Origin of the sequence: Micromonospora sp. CPCC 206171 (assembly GCF_036906755.1) — a bacterium.
Lineage (GTDB): Bacteria > Actinomycetota > Actinomycetes > Mycobacteriales > Micromonosporaceae > Micromonospora > Micromonospora purpureochromogenes.
The window spans coordinates 105508-121356 of sequence record NZ_JBAKHT010000005.1; the positions used below are offsets into that span (position 1 = coordinate 105508).

At 74.0% G+C, this 15849-nt stretch carries 10 protein-coding genes and 2 pseudogenes; 6 read left to right on the forward strand and 6 right to left on the reverse strand.

Going from position 1 to position 15849, the window contains the following annotated elements:
- The first annotated feature begins 61 nt into the window (after positions 1 to 61).
- Entirely contained in the window at positions 62 to 2770 is a 2709-nt protein-coding gene (gene ppdK / locus V6U89_RS08945; protein WP_334570257.1) for a pyruvate, phosphate dikinase, read from the forward strand.
- 84 nt (positions 2771 to 2854) lie between these two features.
- On the opposite strand, the gene V6U89_RS08950 is transcribed toward ppdK, so the two are convergent.
- Positions 2855 to 3325, reverse strand: coding sequence for a roadblock/LC7 domain-containing protein (locus tag V6U89_RS08950; RefSeq protein WP_334570258.1), 471 nt, complete (start codon positions 3323 to 3325; stop codon positions 2855 to 2857).
- A gap of 252 nt (positions 3326 to 3577) precedes the next feature.
- On the opposite strand from V6U89_RS08950, the gene V6U89_RS08955 reads away from it, so the two are divergent.
- The 5 genes and pseudogenes from V6U89_RS08955 to V6U89_RS08975 all read left to right on the forward strand — a co-directional run bounded on the left by V6U89_RS08955 (position 3578) and on the right by V6U89_RS08975 (position 8627).
- On the forward strand, positions 3578 to 3928 hold the full coding sequence (locus V6U89_RS08955) for a VOC family protein (protein WP_088960826.1): 351 nt from the start codon (positions 3578 to 3580) through the stop codon (positions 3926 to 3928).
- 3 nt (positions 3929 to 3931) lie between these two features.
- Entirely contained in the window at positions 3932 to 5254 is a 1323-nt protein-coding gene (locus tag V6U89_RS08960; protein ID WP_334570259.1) for a deoxyguanosinetriphosphate triphosphohydrolase, read from the forward strand.
- 10 nt (positions 5255 to 5264) lie between these two features.
- Positions 5265 to 6098, forward strand: coding sequence for a siderophore-interacting protein (locus V6U89_RS08965; protein WP_334570261.1), 834 nt, complete (start codon positions 5265 to 5267; stop codon positions 6096 to 6098).
- Between the two features lie 96 nt (positions 6099 to 6194).
- Positions 6195 to 8091, forward strand: a pseudogene (dnaG, locus tag V6U89_RS08970) (DNA primase).
- Positions 8091 to 8627 (forward strand): hypothetical protein, encoded by a 537-nt coding sequence (locus V6U89_RS08975; protein WP_334570262.1) that lies wholly within the window; start codon positions 8091 to 8093, stop codon positions 8625 to 8627. Before dnaG ends, V6U89_RS08975 begins: the two are co-directional and overlap by 1 nt.
- Positions 8628 to 8634: 7 nt before the next feature.
- Here the strand turns inward: V6U89_RS08975 and V6U89_RS08980 are convergent, their stop codons facing one another.
- The 5 genes and pseudogenes from V6U89_RS08980 to V6U89_RS09000 form a co-directional block, all read right to left on the reverse strand.
- Positions 8635 to 9603, reverse strand: coding sequence for a TAXI family TRAP transporter solute-binding subunit (locus tag V6U89_RS08980; RefSeq protein WP_334570263.1), 969 nt, complete (start codon positions 9601 to 9603; stop codon positions 8635 to 8637).
- Positions 9600 to 9992, reverse strand: coding sequence for a roadblock/LC7 domain-containing protein (locus V6U89_RS08985; protein ID WP_154942541.1), 393 nt, complete (start codon positions 9990 to 9992; stop codon positions 9600 to 9602). The genes V6U89_RS08980 and V6U89_RS08985 overlap by 4 nt, the downstream gene beginning before the upstream one ends.
- Complete coding sequence (locus tag V6U89_RS08990) at positions 9989 to 12412, reverse strand: sensor histidine kinase (RefSeq protein WP_334570266.1); 2424 nt, start codon at positions 12410 to 12412, stop codon at positions 9989 to 9991. Before V6U89_RS08990 ends, V6U89_RS08985 begins: the two co-directional genes overlap by 4 nt.
- Positions 12413 to 12477: 65 nt before the next feature.
- Positions 12478 to 13497, reverse strand: coding sequence for a TAXI family TRAP transporter solute-binding subunit (locus V6U89_RS08995; protein WP_442933893.1), 1020 nt, complete (start codon positions 13495 to 13497; stop codon positions 12478 to 12480).
- A 127-nt stretch (positions 13498 to 13624) separates the two neighbouring features.
- Positions 13625 to 15697 (reverse strand): annotated as a pseudogene (locus V6U89_RS09000) (TRAP transporter permease); the annotation flags it as partial.
- Positions 15698 to 15849 lie beyond the last annotated feature (152 nt).

The window sequence follows — 15849 nt, forward strand, 5'->3', positions numbered from 1 at the left end:
CGGGGTATGAGGCAGCTGAACCTTCGTTAAGTGTCAATTCCGGCGCGCGTGGGAGGCTCTGGTGGCAGCGCAAGAGACGGTCGAGCACAAGTACGTCTACGACTTCGCCGAGGGCAACAAGGACCTCAAGGACCTGCTCGGTGGCAAGGGGGCCAACCTCGCCGAGATGACCAATCTCGGGCTGCCGGTCCCGCCCGGGTTCATCATCACCACCGAGGCGTGCAAGGCGTACCTGGCCACCGGCGAGGAACCCGCCGGGCTGGCCGGTCAGATCGCCACCCACCTGGAGGCCCTGGAACGCGAGATGGGCCGCCGCCTCGGCGATCCGGACGACCCGTTGCTGGTGTCCGTACGCTCCGGCGCGAAGTTCTCCATGCCCGGCATGATGGAGACCGTCCTCAACGTCGGCCTCAACGACCGCAGCGTCGTCGGGCTCTCCGCCCAGGCCGGCGGCAACGACCGGTTCGCCTGGGACTCGTACCGCCGGCTGATCCAGATGTTCGGCAAGACGGTCTGTGAGGTGCCGGGCGAGGAGTTCGAGCACGCCCTGGACGAGGCCAAGCGCGCCAAGGGCACCACCAACGACCTCGACCTCGACGCCGACGACCTGCGCGGGCTGGTCGACGCGTACAAGAAGATCTTCGTCAAGCACACCGGCCGGGAGTTCCCGCAGGAGCCGCGCGAGCAGCTCGACCTGGCCATCCGTGCGGTCTTCGAGTCGTGGAACGCCGAGCGGGCCGTGGTCTACCGCCGCCAGGAGCGCATCCCGGCCGACCTCGGCACCGCGGTCAACGTGGTCTCCATGGTCTTCGGCAACCTCGGCCCCGACTCCGGCACCGGCGTCGCCTTCACCCGCGACCCGGGCAGCGGCGCCCAGGGCATCTACGGCGACTACCTGACCAACGCCCAGGGCGAGGACGTCGTCGCCGGCATCCGCAACACCGTGCCGCTGCAGGAGCTGGAGCAGCTCGACAAGAAGTCCTACGACGAGCTGCTCGCGTTCATGGCCCGGCTGGAGGGGCACTACAAGGACCTCTGCGACATCGAGTTCACCATCGAGCGCGGCAAGCTCTGGATGCTGCAGACCCGGGTCGGCAAGCGCACCGCCGCCGCCGCGTTCGTCATCGCCGGGCAGCTCGTCGACGAGGGCGTGATCGACCTCGACGAGGCGCTGCACCGGGTCAACGGCGCGCAGCTGGCGCAGCTGATGTTCCCCCGGTTCCGGCTCGACCACGAGTTCCAGCCGGTCGCCAAGGGCATCGGCGCCTCACCGGGCGCCGCCTCCGGCAAGGTGGTCTTCACCTCCGCCCGGGCGGTCGAGCTGGCCGCCGAGGGGGAGGCGGTGATCCTGGTCCGCCGGGAGACCAACCCGGACGACCTGAACGGCATGATCGCCGCCCAGGGCATCCTCACCTCGCGGGGCGGCAAGACCAGCCACGCCGCCGTGGTGGCCCGGGGCATGGGCAAGACCTGCGTCTCCGGCGCCGACGAGATCGACGTGAACGTGCCGGCCAAGCGGTTCACCGTGGCCGGGCAGACCGTCAACGAGGGCGACATCGTCTCCATCGACGGCACCACCGGCAAGGTCTACCTCGGCGAGGTCCCGGTCATGCCGTCCGAGGTGGTGCAGTACTTCGAGGGCAGCCTCGACCCGGAGCACGTCGACAACCCGCTGGTCCGGGCCGTACACCGGATCATGAGCCACGCCGACGCCAAGCGGCGGCTGGCGGTCCGGACGAACGCCGACACCGGGGCGGACGCGGCCCGGGCCCGGCGTTTCGGCGCCCAGGGCATCGGCCTGTGCCGCACCGAGCACATGTTCCTCGGCGACCGGCGGGAGCTGGTCGAGCGGCTGATCCTGGCCCGCACCGACGACGAGCGGGAGTCGGCGCTCGCCGCGCTGCTGCCCTTGCAGCGCGACGACTTCAAGGAGATCTTCCGCGAGATGGACGGCCTGCCGGTCACCGTGCGGCTGATCGACCCGCCGCTGCACGAGTTCCTGCCCCCGCTGGAGCAGCTCGCGGTCAACGTCGCCGTCGCCCAGGAGCGCGGCGAGGACGTCGCCAAGGAGGAGGCGCTGCTCGCCGCCGTCCGGCGGATGCACGAGGAGAACCCGATGCTGGGCCTGCGCGGCGTGCGCCTCGGCCTGGTCATCCCCGGCCTGTTCGCGATGCAGGTCCGGGCCATCGCGGAGGCCGCCGTCGCGGTCACCCGCGCCGGAGCGGTCGCGAAGCCGGAGATCATGGTGCCGCTGGTCGGCGCGGTGCAGGAGCTGGAGACGGTACGGGCCGAGGCCGAGAAGATCATCGCCGAGGTGGTCGGGGACAGCGGCGTCGAGGTGCTGATCGGCACCATGATCGAGGTGCCCCGGGCGGCGCTGACCGCCGGGCAGATCGCCGAGGCGGCGCAGTTCTTCTCCTTCGGCACCAACGACCTGACCCAGATGGCCTGGGGCTTCTCCCGGGACGACGTCGAGGGCGCGTTCTTCTGGCGCTACCTGGAGCTGGGCATCTTCGGCATCTCGCCGTTTGAGTCCATCGACCGGGACGGGGTGGGCCGGCTGGTCCGGATCGCCGCGGAGGAGGGCCGGGCGGCCCGGCCGGAGCTGAAGCTCGGCGTCTGTGGCGAGCACGGCGGCGACCCCGACTCGGTGCACTTCTTCCACGAGGTGGGCCTGGACTACGTCTCCTGCTCCCCGTTCCGGGTGCCGGTGGCCCGCCTGGAGGCCGGCCGCGCGGCCGTGGAGACCGACGGTTCCGACAGCCGCTGACCGCACGACCGACGGCGGCTCCGGGGGTGTCCCCGGAGCCGCCGTCGTCGTCGGTCAGTGTGCTGTGTCGCGGAGGGCCGGGCCCTACAGCGGCGGGCGCCGCCAGGTCGATCCGGGCCGCCGCCGCGCCAGCGCCGGCAGCGGGGTACGCACGGCGAGCGCGCTGTGCACCTGCGGCACGGGGGTCGCGCCCACCGCCACCCGCTGCGAGTCGAACGCCGAGCCGGCCCGCTCGGCCACCGCCCGCGCCTCGGTGTGCAGCGCCTCCAGGTCGGCACCCGCGTCGGTGACCAGGGTGAGCAGCGCGTGCCGCCCGGCCGGATAGGTGACCACGGAGCCGGTGGCCGTGTGCACCACCGACTCCCGGAAGCCGCCGCCGCGCACGGTGTGGGCGACCTGGTGCCCCACCCCGAAACTCACCGCGGCGAGGGCGGCCAGGTGGGTCGCGTCGGTGGTCGGCAGGTCGCTGGAGATGAGCATCCCGTCGCGCCCGCCCAGCACCGTGCCGGCCACCTCGGGGCGGCGTCGGCGCAGCCTCCGCAGCTCCGTGTCCATCACCGTGTCAACGTGCACGAGCGTCCCCCGTTCCTCGCGTTCCGGTCGTCGGCGTCACGTACCGCTCCCGGCACGTTACCGAAGGCCACGCCGTGCCCGCGATCCCGTTACGGTCGGCAATCGGTCGACAACTGTCGTCTGATCGGCGGTTGCGGACCCGCCAGGCGACGTTCGCCGGCGCGCCCTGCGGGCCACCCGGGCGTAACCTGAGCTCCCGCGAGCAGTTGCGTACGACCGGCGAAGGGTGGCCGCATGACCAGCGTCTGGGAGAGCTTGACCGTCGACGCCCGGGACCCGTCCCGGCTGGCCCACTGGTGGGCCGAGGCGTTGGGCTACCAGGTGGTCGCGGAGAAGCCGGACGAGGTGGAGATCCGCCAGTCGCGTGACCGGCTGCCCGGCATCGTCTTCGTCCCGGTCGCCGACGGCAAGGAGACCAAGAACCGGCTCCACCTCGACCTGCGCCCGGCCGACCAGGAGGCCGAGGTCGAGCGGCTGGTCGACATGGGGGCCCGGCACGTCGACGTCGGCCAGGGCGACGCCTCCTGGACGGTGCTCGCCGACCCGGAGGGCAACGAGTTCTGCGTGCTGCGACAGCAGGGCTGACGGGTGCGTGACGCCGACCCGGCTGGGCCGTGGGACGCGGCCGACGCGCGGCGTCGGGTCGACGAGGCGCCCAAGGACACCGGCTACGGCCGGTCGCCGTACGAGCGGGACCGGGCCCGGGTGCTGCACTCGGCGGCCTTCCGGCGGCTGGCCGCCAAGACCCAGGTGCACGTCGCCGGCACCGACGACTTCCTGCGGACCCGGCTGACGCACTCGCTGGAGGTGGCCCAGATCGCCCGGGAGATGGGCGCCCGGCTGGGCTGCGACCCGGACGTGGTGGACACCGCCGGGCTGGCGCACGACCTCGGCCACCCGCCCTTCGGGCACAACGGCGAGGACGCCCTCGACCGGCTCGCCGCGCCCTGCGGCGGGTTCGAGGGCAACGCCCAGACGCTGCGGGTGCTGACCCGGCTGGAGGCCAAGGTGGTCGGCCCGGACGGCGTACCGGCCGGGCTCAACCTCACCCGGGCCTCGCTCGACGCGGTCGGCAAGTACCCGTGGCCCCGGCAGCCGGGGCTGCGCAAGTTCGGGGTGTACGACGACGACCGGCCGGTCTTCGACTGGCTGCGCGAGGGCGTACCCGCGGGGGACGGCGGCGGCCCGCCCGGCGGCGCGCGGCGCTGCCTGGAGGCCCAGGTGATGGACTGGGCCGATGACGTCGCCTACTCGGTGCACGACGTCGAGGACGGCATCCACGGCGGGTACCTCTCGCTGCGGCCCCTGCTCGACGACCCGGACGAGCGCGCCGCCCTCTGTGTGGACGTGGCCGACGTCTACTCCGGCGAGTCCCCGGCCGACCTCGGCGAGGTGCTGGTCGACCTGCTCGCCGAGCCGGAGCTCGCCGCGCTCGCCGGGTACGACGGCAGCCACCGCGCGCAGGTCGCGCTGAAGGCCACCGCCAGCGTGCTGACCGGCCGGTTCGTCTCCGCCGTGGTGACCGCCACCCGGGAGCGGTTCGGCCCGGGCCCGCACCGCCGGTACGCCGCCGACCTGGTGGTGCCGCGTCGGGTCCGGGCCCAGTGCGCGCTGCTGAAGGGGATCGCCTGGCGCTACGTGATGAACCGCCCGGGCGCCGGCACCCGGTACGACCGCCAGCGGGAGATCCTGGCCGAGCTGGTCGGCGTGCTGGGCGAGCGGGCGCCGGACGCGCTCGACCCGGTCTTCGCGCCGCTGTGGCGGGCCGCCCCGGACGACGCCGCCCGGCTGCGGGTGGTGGTCGACCAGGTGGCGTCGCTCACCGACCCGGCGGCGGTGGCCTGGCACGACCGGCTCGTCCGGCGTACGGGTCGCGATCCCGACCCGGGGGCCCGCGGCGACTTAGGTTAGCCTAAGTGTCATGACGGAGCGCCCCAAGAAGGTCACGTCCGCCCGGGTCCTGCGGACCGAGCGGCCCACCCCGCACCTGATCCGCCTGGTCCTGGGCGGGGAGGAGCTGGCCGGGCTGCCGGTCGGGGAGTACACCGACCACTACATCAAGATCGTCTTCCCGGCGCCGGGGGTCGACCACCCCAGGCCGCTGGACCTGGCCGCGATCCGTCGTGACCTGCCCCGCCACCAGTGGCCCCGGCTGCGCGCGTACACCGTGCGTGCCTGGGACCCGCTGGCCGGCGAACTCACCGTGGACGTGGTGCACCACGGCGACGAGGGGCTGGCCGGGCCCTGGGCGGCCCGGCTGCGCCCCGGCGACGAGGTGCTCTTCGTCGGCCCCGGTGGGGCGTACGCGCCGGACCCGACGGCGGACTGGCACCTGCTGGTCGGCGACGAGAGCGCCCTGCCGGCGATCGGCGCGGCGCTGGAGCGGCTGCCGCTCGGCGCCCCGGCCGCCGTCTTCGTCGAGGTCGACGGGCCGGCCGACGAGCAGCGGCTGCTCAGCCCCGGCGCGGTGGCGCTGACCTGGTTGCACCGGGGCACCCGGCCGGTCGGCGAGGCGCTGGTCGAGGCGGTCCGGGCGCTGGAGTTCCCGCCCGGCCGGGTGCACGCCTTCGTCCACGGCGAGGCGACCTTCGTCAAGGAGCTGCGCCGCCTGCTGCGCGTCGAGCGCGGGGTGCCCCGCGAGGCGCTCTCCATCTCCGGCTACTGGCGTCGGGGCATGGACGACGAGGGCTGGCGGTCCACCAAGGCGGACTGGAACCGCCAGGTCGAGGCCGAAGAGGTCGCCCCGGTCGGCTGACCCGCCGCCCGGGCTCCCGGGTCGGGGTCCGGGCGCCGGCGGCGTTCGCCACACGCCCGTGCCCCCGGCGGCGGATCGTCGGTCCGGCAGGGCAGGATGTACGCCGAGGGGGTGGCAGATGGCTGGGCGGATCCGGGACGAGGACATCGCGCTGGTCCGGGAACGCACCTCGATCGCCGAGGTCATCTCCGACACGGTGACCCTCAAGTCCGCCGGCGGCGGCAACCTCAAGGGCCTCTGCCCGTTCCACGACGAGAAGAGCCCGTCGTTCAACGTCTCGCCCGCCCGCAACGTCTGGTACTGCTTCGGCTGCGGGGCCGGCGGTGACGCCATCAAGTTCCTGATGGACGCCGAGCACCTCAGCTTCATCGAGTCCGTCGAGCGGCTCGCCGCCCGCGCCGGCATCCAGCTGCGCTACGTCGAGGGCGACAACGCCGCCCCGCGCCCCCGCCCCCAGCAGGGGCAGAAGCAGCGGCTGGTGGCCGCGCACGCCGCCGCCGTCGAGTTCTACCAGGCCCAGCTCACCACGGCCGGCGCCCGGCCGGCCCGGGAGTTCCTGGCCCAGCGGGGCTTCGACCGGGCCGCCGCCCAGCGGTACGGCTGCGGCTTCGCCCCGGACGCCTGGGACCTGCTCACCAAGCACCTGCGCCAGCAGGGCTTCAGCCACGACGAGCTGGTCACCGGCGGGCTGTCCCGGCCGTCGCGCTCCGGGACGCTGATCGACCGGTTCCGCCGCCGGCTGATGTGGCCGATCCGGGACATCACCGGCGACGTGATCGGCTTCGGGGCCCGCAAGCTCTTCGAGGACGACGACGGCCCGAAATACCTGAACACCCCCGAGACGCCGATCTACAAGAAGTCGCACGTCCTCTACGGCATCGACCAGGCCAAGCGGGAGATCGCCAAGCAGGGCAAGGTGGTCGTCGTCGAGGGCTACACCGACGTGATGGCCTGTCACCTCGCCGACGTGCCGACGGCCGTGGCGACCTGCGGCACGGCGTTCGGGGCCGACCACATCGCGGTGCTGCGCCGGCTGCTGCTGGACACCGACGCGGTGGCCGGCGAGATCATCTTCACCTTCGACGGGGACGCCGCCGGCCAGAAGGCCGCGCTGCGCGCCTTCGAGGACGACCAGCGCTTCGTCGGGCGTACCTTCATCGCGGTCAGCCCGGACAACATGGACCCGTGCGAGCTGCGCCTGGCCAAGGGCGACCTGGCCGTGCGGGACCTGGTCGCCCGCCGCGAGCCGCTGGTCGACTTCGCGCTGCGCCACGTGATCAACCGGTACGACCTGGACACCGTCGACGGCCGGGTGGAGGCGATGCGCCGGGCCGCGCCGCTGGTGGCCAAGATCAAGGACCGGGAGAAGCGCCCCGAGTACGTCCGCAAGCTCGCCGGCGACCTCGGCATGGAGATCGAGCCGGTGCAGCGCGCGGTGCTCGCCGCCGATGCCACCCCGACCGCCGAGCGGCGCTCGCCCGCCCCGACCCGGTCGACGGCGGCGCCCGCGCCGGCGGTGGACAGCCCGCAGTCGATGGTCGAGCGCGAGGCGTTGAAGCTGGCCCTGCAGGAGCCGGTGCTGGCCGGGCCGATGTTCGACGCGGTCGAGGCCCCGGAGTACCGGCACCCGGTGCACGCGGCGGTCCGCGCGGCGATCGCCGCGGCGGGCGGGGCCGCGGCGGCCACCGCCGGCGCGGTCTGGATCGAATCGGTCCGCGACGCCTGCGAGGACCTGGCCGCCCGGGCGCTCGTCGGCGAACTGGCCGTGGAGCCGCTGCGCATCGACGGCGAACCCGACCCCCGGTACGTCTCGATCACCATGGCCCGGTTGCAGTGGGGCTCGGTCACCGCCCGGATCCGGGACCTCAAATCCAAGATCCAGCGGGTCAACCCGGTGAACAACAAGGACGAGTACTTCGCCCTCTTCGGGGAACTGCTCTCGCTGGAGCAGCACGCGCGGGCGCTGCGCGAGCAGGCCGCGGGAGGACTGTGATGGGACTGTTCAGCCGCAAGCCGAAGCTGCCGCCCGCCGCCCGGCCCCCGCTCGCCGACGACGAACGGGTGCTCGCCTGGGCGACCGCCGGCAACGGCGAGGGCGACGGCGTGGTGGTGGCCAGCAACCTCGGGCTCTGGCTGCCCGGCCGCCCGCACCGGCTGGGCTGGCACGACATCCTCAAGGCGGTGTGGTCCGGCCACGAGCTGACCGTCACCCCGGCCGAGCGGGTCACCGAGCGCGACGGCTATCAGGTGGTGGCGGACTGCCCGGCCGAGACCTACCTGCTGGTCGACCCGGGCGAGCTGCCGCACCAGGTGCGGGCCCGGGTCACCCGGTCGGTGGCGTACACCGCGCACCACCCGGTGCCCGGCGGCGCCGGGCGGGTCGCGGCCCGGCGGGTGGCCGGGGTGGACGGGCTGAGCTGGACCGTGCGCTTCGACCCGGGCACCCCCTCGGACGACGAGGCCGTGCTGGCGGAGGCCGACCGGCTGGTGGCCGCCGCCCGCGCCGCGACCGCCCCGGCCGACGCCTGAACGCCGCTCACCCGCCCTGGTAGAACCGGGCCGCGCCCGGATGCAGCGGGATCGGGTCGGTGCTGGACGCGCTCTGCCGGGTGAAGTTGCCCGCCTCCGGGTGCACCCCGATCAGGTCGCCCTGGTAGGCGAAGAGCAGCCGGGTCAGGTCGTACGCCAGGGCGTCCGGCATGTCGGCGTTGACCAGGATCATGTTCGACACCGTGACCGTCGGTGTGCCCGACGGCGTGCGGTAGGCGTCCTTCGGCAGCTCGGCGGTGGTGTACACCGAGCCGTACCGGGCGTTGAGCGGCTCGATCAGCTCGGCGATCGGCAGCAGGGTGAACCTGCCCGGTGCGCTGGAGAGCAGGTCGGCGATGCCCGGGGTGGGCAGCCCGCCGGAGAAGAACATCGCGTCCAGCGTGCCGGCCCGCATCCGCTTGACCGTCTCCGGCAGGGACAGGGTGAACCGGTCCACGTCCCGGTCCGGGTCCATCCCGGCGGCGGTCAGCAGCCGTCCGGCGATGATGTCCGTGCCGGACTTCGGTGAACCCGTGGAGACCCGCTTCCCGCGCAGCCCGGCGAAGTCCTTCACCTTGGCGTCCGCCCGCACGATCACGTGGGTGTAGTTGCTGTAGACCCGGGCCAGCGCCCGGACCGGCTGGGGCTGCCCGACGAAGGCGCCCTGGCCGGTGACCGCGTCGGCCGCGGTGTCGGCGAGGCTGAAGGCGATCTCCATGTCGCCGCTGGCCAGCCGGGTGACGTTCTCCACCGAGGCGCCGGTCGGCTCGGCCCGCGCCTCGTACCCGGGCAGGTGGCGGCTGATCACGTCGGCGTAGCCGCCGCCGAGCTGGTAATACACGCCGGTGGTGTTGCCGGTGGCGAGGAAGATCCGGCCGCCGTGCCAGGCCTGCGGCGGCGCGGCCGACTGCCCGCAGCCCGCCACGAGCAGCGTCACCAGCAGGGCGGCCAGCCAGGGCGGTGGCCGGCGGGTCACGCCCGGACCGCCGGTTCCAGCGCCTCCGCCACCCGCTGCACCAGGGTCGCGGTCTCGAAGCCGATCTGACCCAGGTCGCAGCCCGGCGCGGCGAGCACCCCGAGCAGGGCCCGCTCGCCGACCGCCATCACCAGCATCACCCCGCCGTCCATGTCGACGATCTGCTGGCGTACCCGGCCGGCGGACATCAGCCGCGCGGCGCCGACGGTCAGGCTGGCCAGGCCGCTGATCACGGCGGCGAGCTGGTCCACCTGGTCGGGGGAGAGGTGCGGTGAGGAGGCCAGGCGCAGCCCGTCCTCGGAAACGGCTACGGCGTGCGACACGTCCGGCACCTGTTCGGCGAAGTTCGCCAGGAGCCAGTCCAGGCCGGCGCTCACGGGTGTGGTCATCGGTGTCTCCCGTTGGGTCTCGTCTGCTGGTTACGTCGCATCGCGCTGGCCACCCCCTCGGCGAGTGCGGACAGTCGGGCCCGCACCACCTCCGGGTCGAGCAGGTCCTCCGCCGGCCGGGCCGGCGCAGTGTCCGGCAGCGTCGGGAGCTGACCGCCGCGGGTCCGGCGGGGCAGGCCCGCGGCCGCCGCCGGCCCGGTCACCGGGTGGGCGGGGCCGGGCGGGGGCACCACGGCGGCCCGGAGCACCGGCGGCCGGGGCGGGGCCGCGACCCGGGTACCGGGGGTGACCACCGGCAACGTCACCGTCGGCGCGTGGTGGACGTCGGTCGGGTCCGGCCGGAACAGGCTGCCGCCGTACGCCGGCGTCAGCCGGGGCGCGGGCGTCGGGTTCGGCACGGTCGCCGCCAGGGCCGGCGCACCGGCCCCGGCCCGGAACCAGGCCGCCGTCGAGGGGGGCTGGCGGACGGGAACGGGACGCCGGGACACCGCCTCCACCCGGACGAGCGCCGACTCGGGCACCTCGACCTGGGCCACCGTGCCGGTGCCGGTGTTGTGCAACTGCACCCGGATCCCGTACCGGGCGGCCAGGTGGGCCACCACGTGCAGGCCCATGCTGCCGGCGGCGGCGCTGGAGAGCACCGCCGGGGCGAGCAGCCGCTTGTTGATCGCGGCGAGCCGGCCCTCGCTGATGCCGATGCCCTGGTCGTGCACGCGCAGCGTGAGCCCGTCGACCGTCCGCCGGCCGTCGACCTGCACCAGGGTGTGCGGCGGCGAGTAGTTGGTGGCGTTCTCCAGCAGCTCGGCGAGGAGGTGGACCAGGTAACCCACCGCCGACCCGTGCACCGCGGCCGCCGGCACGTCGATCTCCACCCGGGTGTAGTCCTCGATCTCCGAGGAGGCCGCGCGCACCACGTCGGCGAGCAGGTGGTCCCCCTCGTACGCCCGCCCCGGCTCGCCACCCGCGAGGACCAGCAGGTTCTCCCCGTTGCGGCGCATCCGGGCGGCGAGATGGTCCAGCGCGAAGAGCCGGGCCAGCGCGTCCGGGTCGGTCTCGTCGCGTTCGAAGTCGTCGAGCAGGCGTAGCTGCCGGGTGATCAGGGTCCGGATCCGGCGGGCCAGCGCCTCGGCCATCCGGGTCACGTCCAGCCGCAGTTCGGCCTGCTCGCCGGCGAGCCGCAGCGCCGCCCGGTTGACCGTGTCGAACGCCTCGGCCACCTGCGCGACCTCGTCCCGCCCCTGCCGGATGTCCTCGGTCAGCCGGGTCGACTCGCCCTCGGCCGGCGCGCCTTCCCCGGCCGCGATCGCGGTGATCCGCTCGGGCAGCTCCGAGTTGGCCACGGTGAGCGCCGCCACCCGCAGCCGGCGCAGCCGGCGGCTGGTGCGTACGGCCAGCAGCGCGGCGGCCAGCAGCGAGGCCGCCGCGACGGCGGTGGTGGCCCCGCCGGTGACCAGGGCCCGCTGGCGGGCGTCCCGGGCCAGGTTGGCGGCCTGCTGGTCCAGGTCCTCGGAGAGCTCCCGGCCGAGCAGGTTGTAGCGCCGGATCGTGCCGCTCTGGGCCACGTACCAGGCGTCGCCGTCGACCTTCAGCGCGGCGGTCAGCGTTTCGCCCTTGACGGCGGTGTCCCGCATCCGCTGGGCGGCCGCCACGTCGGCGCCGGCGACCAGCCGGGCGTACGCGGCCTCGGCGTCGGAGTCGGCGATCCGGGAGAACTCGGCCTGACGCTGCTCCCGCGCACCCCGCAGCTGGCCGAGCCGGACCAGTTCGCCCTGGGCCAGCTCGCCACGGACGAAGACCGTCCGGAGCAGGTCGCGTTCCAGCGCGGCCAGGTGTTCCTGGCTGGCGACCGCCGCCACCTCCCGGGCGGCGTTGGCCAGCTCGGTGTCGCGCAGCTGCGCGGGCAGCGCGTCGGCGACGGTGAGCAGCGACTCGACCAGTGCGACGTAGGTGGGGTCGGCCCCCTCCGACGTGGGCGCCGACCGGCGGGCGGGGTCGAGCTGGTAGAGCTGGTCGTCGGCGGTGTCGAGCACCCGCCCGAGGTCGGGTGCGGCCCGGCGGGCGTTCCGGCTGGCGGTGCGGAACCGGTCGACGGCGGTGTCCACCCGCAGCCGCTGGGCGTCCACCAGCGGCCGGCCGGTGGAGCCGCCCCGCTGGCGCAGGGCAGCCGTCTCGCCGAGTTCCCGCTCCAGCTCGTGCACCAGGCGCACGGTGGCGGTGGCGGTGCCGGCGAGGACCCGGGCCCGGTCGGCGTCGGCGGAGGCGTCCAGCGCGGTGCTGGTCTGGGTGGCGCCCAGCACGACCAGGCCGATGGTGGCGACCAGGATCGGTGCGAGCAGTTGGGTGCGGACCGACCAGAGCCGGTCGGTGTGGTCCGCCGGCCGGTTGTGCCGGCGTACGCGGGCGGGGCGGGGGAGCGGCACGCGGGTCTCCCGGGAATGGTCGGGGACGCCGGGCCCGGGCGGTGGCCCGGACCCGGCGCCGTCGGTCAGCTCGCGCCGAGGTCCTGCAGGGCCTTGGCCGCCCCGCGGTGCAGCGGTACGGGGTCGGTCTTGCGGGCGTTGTCCAGGCTGATGCCCTTGGCGGCCGGATTGGCCTGGGCCAGTGCGTCCTTCTTGTCGAAGACGGTCCGCGCGACGGCGCAGGCGACGTCGGCGTCGAGGTCCTTGCGGACCAGCAGCACGTTCGGCACCACGATGGTCGGGGTGTCCGTCGCCGTCTTGTAGACGTCCGCGCGGATCGTCCCGGCCTGGTAGGCGGGGTTCAGCTCGGTCATCTTGGGCAGCAGCGGGGCGATGTCCAGGAACTTCACCTTGTCGCCGGCCGTGGTGAACAGGTCGGTGACGCCGCCGGTCGGCACCCCGCCGGACCAGAAGAAGCCGTCGATGCTGCCGTCCTTGACCCCCTCGACGGTCTTGGCCAGGTCGAGTCGCTGCGCCTGGACGTCCTTGGCCGGGTCGAGACCGGCGGCGGTGAGCAGGCGGTTGGCGATGACCTCGGTGCCGGACTTGGGAGAGCCGGTGGAGATCTTCTTGCCCTTCATGTCGGCGACCGAGCCGATGCCGGCGTCGGCCCGCACGACCACCTGGGTGTAGTTGTCGTAGATCCGGGCCAGCGCCTGCACCGGCTGCGGCGAGGTGAAACTCCCCTTGCCCTGCACCGCGTTGACGGCGGTGTCGAAGAGCGAGAAGGCCACGTCGTACTGGCCGCCGACGAGCTGCTCGATGTTCTGCACCGAGGCGCCGGTCTCGGCGGCGGTGCCGGTCAGCTTGCCGTCGGTCGTCGCGGCGAGCTGGCCGGCGAGGGCGTTGCCGACCGGGTAGTACACGCCGGTGGCGTTACCGGTGGCGATGCCGACGCGGGTGCTGTCGGTGACCTTGCAGGTGATCTCGCTGGCGGCGTCGTCCTTCGTCGCGCCGTCCTGTTTGCCCCCGCAGCCGGCGGCGCCGCTCGCGACGAGGGCGAGCGCCCCCACTCCCGCGGCCAGCCGCACGTTGATCCGTCTCACTGTTTTCCTCCCCAGGGTGCACCGGTGATGTTGCCGACGGCTCGCCGATCCGGTTGGCGGAGCCGCGTCGTACGAGGACACCCGCCACCACGGCGGCGGCCAGGACCGCGCCGACCGTGACGGGTACGGGTTCGAGCCAGAGCAGCGTCAGCCCGGCGAGCGCGCCGAGGATCCGCTCCGGTACGCCGGCCGGGCCGACGCCGGGCAGCCAGCCGCCCGCCGCCACCGCCAGCACGGCGACGCCGAGCGCGGAGACCACCGCGGCCACGGCGACCCGCTGCGGCCCGCCGATCCCGAGCAGCCCCAGTCCGGCCGGCGTGATCACGAAGGCGATCGGGATCAGGTAGGCCGGCAGGGCGTACCGCAGGGTCTGCCACATGGTCGGCATCAGCCGGCCGCCGGTGACCGCGGCGGCGGCCACCGCGGCGAGCGCGGTCGGCGGGGAGACCTCGGACAGGACCGCGAAGTAGAAGACGAACATCGCCGCGGCGGGCGCGGCGACGCCCAGGTCCAGCAGGGCCGGGCCGATGATCACCCAGCCGATCACGAACGAGGCGGTGACCGGCACCGCCAGCCCCAGCAGGCTGAGCGCGACGGCGGCCAGCACGGCGGTGAGCGCCAGCACCACGGCCGGGTCGGACGAGGCCGCCTGCGCGCCGGAGACCAGCAGTGCCGCCGCCTGCGGGCCGAGCCCGGTCTTGGTGGTGGTCGCCGTGATGATGCCGGCCGCGGCGCAGACCGCGCTGACCGCGAGCACCCCGCGCGCGCCGGTGCCCAGCGCCTCGACCAACCGGGCCGGGGTGAGCCGGTGCCGGCGGTCCAGGAAGGACAGCGCGGCGGCCAGCACGGTCGCCCCCACCACCGCCTTCGTCGCCGAGACGCCCAGGGCGAGCAGGCCGGTGATCACCAGCAGGGACAGGAAGTGGTAGCCGAAGCGGCCCAGCAGCCGCCAGGGCGAGTCGGTGCGGACGACCACCGGTCGCACGCCCGAGCGCCGCGCGTCGATCTCGACCGCGAGCAGGATGCCGAGGTAGTACAGCACCGTCGGGATGGTCGCCCAGCCCAGCACCTGCAGGTACGACACGCCCAGGTACTCGGCGATGATGAAGGCGGCCGCGCCGAGGGTGGGCGGGGACAGGATCGCCCCGACGCCGGCGGCGGCGAGCATCCCGCCGGCGCGCTCGGCCGGGTAGCCGGCCCGGCGCAGCACCGGCCAGGTCACCGCGCCGATGCTGACCGTCGTCGCCGCGCCCGATCCGGAGACGGTGCCGAGCAGGAAGCCGGAGGCGACCGCCGTGCGCCCGGCGGCGGTCCGGGAGCGCCGGAAGGCGGCGGCGGAGAGTTTTACGAAGAACCGCCCGGCCCCGGAGAGGTCCAGCACCGCGCCGTAGATGGTGAACAGCACGATGTACGAGGCCGCGACGTCGAGCGGGGTGCCGTAGAACCCGCTGTCGGAGTTGTAGAACGCGTCGACGAGCTGGCCGAAGTCGAGCCCGGCGTGCGCCACCGGCCAGGACTGCGGCAGCAGCCCGCCGTAGTAGCCGTAGGCCAGGAACAGCAGGCAGACGGCGGGCAGGATCCAGCCGGTGGTGCGCCGGCAGGCCTCCAGCAGCAGGAGCAGCAGCACGGTGCCCATCGCGACGTCGAGCCCGACGAGCAGGCCCTGCCGGTCGAGGAAGGCGTCGTATCCGCCGCCCCCGCCGCCGAGGGTGAACGGCAGCACCGGGTAGAGGCAGGCGACCAGGGCCGCGGCGGCCAGCAGCCAGTCCGCCCGGGTCGGCCCGCCCGGGTCGGGCCCGTCGCCGGCGGCCGGTGTGCGGCCCGGCCGCCAGGGAATCGAAAGGCCCGCCGGGTACGCCAGGAACACCGTCGGCAGCACGCCGGCCAGGAAAATGATCAGGTAATACTTGCTGCCCTGCGGAAGTGGCTGGAAGACCTGGACAAGTGCCAGCAGAGCGACCCCCACCGTCGTGCCGGTGACCAGGAGACCGACCGGGCCGGTGAGCAAGCGCCCCGGTTTCTCGTCCTCGAATTGCGCCGCGAGTTCGCGGGTGTCCGGCACCGCGACGCGGGTTGGGGTACCCGCGGTGACCTGCGGTGAAAGGGGTTCCGGAGCGTCCTTGAGGGCGGCTCCCGCCCCCCTGGAGCCGGTGTGCGGCACCGGTGGGGCGGGACCGTCGGAGAAGCGTACGGACGACACGAGGGGGCACGATACGCCAATTATCTACGTCACGGAACATTGCCGATTATCATTGCGGTCGGTAATGACGATCTATTTCAATCACGCAGCGGAATCTGAGTAAAGAAGGATTTAACAAATTGATGGAGCTGAACTGTTGACAGGCGTCGGGG

Bases quoted from the DNA above. Each gene is read 5' to 3' on its own strand.
- V6U89_RS08955 (WP_088960826.1), top strand. From the start codon at position 3,578: ATGACCAGCGTCTGGGAGAGCTTGACCGTCGACGCCCGGGACCCGTCC.
- V6U89_RS08965 (WP_334570261.1), top strand. From the start codon at position 5,265: ATGACGGAGCGCCCCAAGAAGGTCACGTCCGCCCGGGTCCTGCGGACC.
- V6U89_RS08950 (WP_334570258.1), bottom strand. From the start codon at position 3,325: ATGGACACGGAGCTGCGGAGGCTGCGCCGACGCCGCCCCGAGGTGGCC.
- V6U89_RS08985 (WP_154942541.1), bottom strand. From the start codon at position 9,992: ATGACCACACCCGTGAGCGCCGGCCTGGACTGGCTCCTGGCGAACTTC.
- V6U89_RS08975 (WP_334570262.1), top strand. From the start codon at position 8,091: ATGGGACTGTTCAGCCGCAAGCCGAAGCTGCCGCCCGCCGCCCGGCCC.